The sequence below is a fragment of the Streptococcus sp. HMSC071D03 genome, assembly GCF_001812125.1.
Taxonomy (GTDB): Bacteria; Bacillota; Bacilli; order Lactobacillales; family Streptococcaceae; genus Streptococcus; species Streptococcus pseudopneumoniae_N.
This window is the reverse complement of record NZ_KV807715.1, coordinates 1-3,476: the sequence shown is the minus strand read 5'-3', so window position 1 is coordinate 3,476 and position 3,476 is coordinate 1. Positions and strand designations below refer to the sequence as shown.

The window sequence follows — 3,476 nt, the reverse complement described above, 5'->3', positions numbered from 1 at the left end:
CTAGAAAAGTATAAGAATAAACCTTTAGCAATTAGAAAGCTAGAGGATATTATCAGAAACGATACTACTCTTGCCTATATTGAAATCGATATAGATCAATTCAAACAACAAAATCTTCTTGAAAAATTAATCATTTTCTTTACTAGGAAAATTAATTACTTCCATGATGGTTTATATATCAACGGTGATAAGATTGATTTAATGCAACATGAGATGATTGTTGAAAGCAATATTGAGTCGCTGGATGAAGAATTGCGTAAATATCTAGCATAAGAAATAAAGGGGGAACCCTTTATTTTGATAACAAGGAGGTAATAGATGGCAGGAAATGAAAATGATGGCCTTACATCCAAGCAAATAAAATTCATAGATGCCATGCTTACTGAGCCAACGATAGATAAAGCGTGCCAAAAAGCAGGGGTGTCAAGGGCAACAGGGCATAAGTATCTAAAAGTTGCAGCTGTTAAAAAGACATTGAGACTAAAACAAGATGAGATGATGGATAAAACTACACAGATGCTATATCTAGCCTCATCCAATGCTGTTTCTGTACTCAATGATATTATGATGGATGCCAAGATTAACCCTTTTATAAGAACTCAAGCAGCAAAAGCTATACTTGAACAATCATATAAAACTCATGAAATTTTTGGAGTAGTAAGACAAATTGAAGAATTGAGGTTAGAAATTGAGGAAGTATCTAAAGGAGATCAAAGAGTTACAAGAACTCAAGGAATTATTAAGTAGTAGAAATACGCCTGAAGTTATCATCATCGAGGGTAACGATGATTTGGGAGAATTTTTCCAAGTTGATGGTGAGTTGTTTAGTGATATTGAACTTTTAGAAAACCTTAAAAAGTGGCGTGAATGGGAAGTGCAGGTTATCGTTGATGATTGGTGTAACCGTAGTCTAAATGAAGATGAAACAGGAATTTTATATTTTCCAACGCATGAGGATAAAATGGACTATATCCGATTTAACAAAGGTTTAGAACCTTTATATCACGCGCTAGATGAACCTTATACAACAATCTCAAAAAGTGAGTGGTTAAAGCTATTAGATTGATAATTTAGGAGGTAATCATGCCAAAGAAGAAAATTGAGCGTATTTCAGTAATTCACAGAGAAAAAATTTTATGGCTCAAGTGGTATTTCATGAGAGATAAAGAAAATCCTAAGTATAGTGTCCTTGAGCGTAAAATGTTTGATGCTGCTAAAAATAAAGATATGCTAGCTTATAAAAAATACGCTACGATTAAGCAGATAACAGATATTAGGGTACAGACAAGTGAAGACGATATTTTAACGGCCATTAAAGAGGTCTATGTGTATAATCACATGAATGTTATCGGAGCTTGTCAACGGATATTATTTGTTAGTCAGTCGCCAGCCTATAACAAGCTGAATAAATGGTTTGAGATATATTCTGATTTGTATTTTAGTGTTGTGCCTTTACCGAATATGGGAGCGTATCATGACTTGGTAGATATCTAGTTGATTGTATGATAAAATATAATAAACTTCAAAAAAAGGAGATAAATTTGAAGATTAAGCAAAAATGGGAACGTAGATCATTTGGAACGGATTTTATCGCTAAAGGTTTATTTTGGATAATTCTTTTTGTGGTTATTCTTTTTGGCTTTAACTATCTAATCTCTGGAAATTTTTATGCCTCTGAATTTTGGGATATGGTCGGAGGGGTGCTCGCTTTAATAGCTGCATTCATAGCATTAATTGTTTTTTCTAGACGAGCACTGATAGAGGGGTATTATATTAGTTCGTTAGATCTTGCAATGGCAATATTTTATGACGAAATTGAACATGATCCTTATTTTTCAAAACGTTATCATGAAATAAATGAAAAATATGCTGATAATGATATTGAACGAGTAAAAGCATTAGAGCCGTTACAAGAACATTATTGTTATATTTGCTTTAAACAGTACATTGAAGAAATGAATTGGTTAGAGAAATTTATAATTTGCTTATATAGTGTATTCACAATCGGAGAATTTTCGCTTTATATGGAGCTATCTAGAGCTAGAAAAAGAAAATGGTTTGATCATAGTGATAATGATTTTTTTTAATAAAAAAGCACGTTTGACCGTGCTAGTTTCTTGCCTTGTAAATCTGATTATTAAATATTGTTTTATTGGCAACTATAATAATTGAGAAATTATTATAAAAATCAACATTGAAAAAGAAAAAAAACATGTGTAGTGTGATATAATTATAGTGAGGATATTTTAATTTTTTAATGTACTCATTGAACAAAAATTGATTATAGAGAACATCGATCTCTTTGTTGAGTATTTTGATCTAATCAAAGGAGGAGATATAAAATGATTTCAGCTTTAGATGTAGCAAATACGTTTCTTGATAGAGCAAAGTCCGAAGATATTGATATTACGCCGATGAAGTTACAGAAATTGATCTATATTTTCTACAAAGATTATTTAAAAGAAACGCAAGAAAAACTTTTTGACGAACGTTTTGAAACTTGGCAGTATGGTCCTGTTCTTAGAAGCGTTTATAACGTATTTAAAAAATATCGTGCAAATCACATCAAAGAATTTTACTATTTTGAAAATAACAAGTATAGTACTATTGCTCTCCCTGCAGGTTCAGTAGTGAAAAAGATTTTTGATAATGTTTGGAAAACTTATGGAATGATTGATGGTATAAGATTATCTGAGATGACACATCAGCAAGGAACTGCGTGGTACAAAGCTAATATAAATGATGAACCATATTTAGAGGACTGTAACATATTCCAAGAGGAGCCTTATATTGCCTAACGAAGTAAATAAATTAACAACAGAAATTGATGTTCCTAATACTAAGTTTTCACAACAACAAAAAGAAGCAAATGATAAATTTGCAACAACAAGTATACTTGAAAGAAAAATTAATAAGGACACTTATAATACAATTAAAGGACACTATCTACTTATAATTTGTCTTGTATTGATAATGCTAATTTATTTTTTTGAAACTTTTGTTCATGGTGGGAAAATATCTGATATAGCAAGTAATGCTATAGAAGTTATTAAAGTATTAATTTTTTCACTGACAGGTTATCTTTTTGGAAAAAATGCTAACGAATCAGACAAGTAGGATAATTCTAAACTTATTTTTAAGACAAACAGTGATGTGAAATCACTGTTTGTTTATTGCTAATGAATTAAGTGAGGCAATAAAGAGTTTTATTATATTTTACAAGTATTGAACAAATTACACTGAGAGTTAGCATAGGATGGCTATAATACTTGACAAAAAAAGCACGTTTGACCGTGCTGATTCTTGCCTGCTGAACTCATCATTTTAAGTTCCTTTTTGTTACCCTTTATGTTTTCTCAACTTATTCAAAATTAGTTGTTTTTGCAGAAATCAAGTTAGATTTAGAGTAGGCTTAGGCCTATTTTTTAGTATCTAATAATAGGGGCTCTTTGTCAACTGTAGTGGGTTGATGAAAA

6 protein-coding genes and 1 pseudogene are annotated in these 3,476 nt (G+C 31.0%); all 7 read left to right on the top strand.

The genetic code is table 11. From position 1 onward, the window contains the following. Positions 1–273: pseudogene (locus HMPREF2837_RS02420) on the top strand (hypothetical protein); the annotation flags it as partial. Positions 274–318: 45 nt separating this feature from the next. Continuing rightward, positions 319–747, top strand: coding sequence for a hypothetical protein (locus HMPREF2837_RS02415; RefSeq protein WP_049548478.1), 429 nt, complete (start codon positions 319–321; stop codon positions 745–747). Further along, a complete protein-coding gene (locus tag HMPREF2837_RS02410) occupies positions 689–1,066 on the top strand; it encodes a hypothetical protein (protein ID WP_080979363.1) in 378 nt (125 codons plus the stop codon). Before HMPREF2837_RS02415 ends, HMPREF2837_RS02410 begins: the two co-directional genes overlap by 59 nt. A 17-nt stretch (positions 1,067–1,083) precedes the next feature. Continuing rightward, entirely contained in the window at positions 1,084–1,494 is a 411-nt protein-coding gene (locus HMPREF2837_RS02405; RefSeq protein ID WP_049548479.1) for a hypothetical protein, read from the top strand. Positions 1,495–1,541: 47 nt separating this feature from the next. Beyond that, a complete protein-coding gene (locus tag HMPREF2837_RS02400) occupies positions 1,542–2,087 on the top strand; it encodes a hypothetical protein (protein WP_049548480.1) in 546 nt (181 codons plus the stop codon). A 255-nt stretch (positions 2,088–2,342) separates the two neighbouring features. Beyond that, on the top strand, positions 2,343–2,798 hold the full coding sequence (locus HMPREF2837_RS02395; RefSeq protein WP_049548481.1) for a Panacea domain-containing protein: 456 nt from the start codon (positions 2,343–2,345) through the stop codon (positions 2,796–2,798). Beyond that, entirely contained in the window at positions 2,791–3,117 is a 327-nt protein-coding gene (locus tag HMPREF2837_RS02390) for a hypothetical protein (protein ID WP_049548482.1), read from the top strand. Before HMPREF2837_RS02395 ends, HMPREF2837_RS02390 begins: the two co-directional genes overlap by 8 nt. Positions 3,118–3,476 lie beyond the last annotated feature (359 nt).

What these genes read in the sequence shown, in the direction of transcription:
- HMPREF2837_RS02415 (WP_049548478.1), top strand. Translation starts at nt 319, where the DNA reads ATGGCAGGAAATGAAAATGATGGCCTTACATCCAAGCAAATAAAATTC.
- HMPREF2837_RS02405 (WP_049548479.1), top strand. Translation starts at nt 1,084, where the DNA reads ATGCCAAAGAAGAAAATTGAGCGTATTTCAGTAATTCACAGAGAAAAA.
- HMPREF2837_RS02395 (WP_049548481.1), top strand. Translation starts at nt 2,343, where the DNA reads ATGATTTCAGCTTTAGATGTAGCAAATACGTTTCTTGATAGAGCAAAG.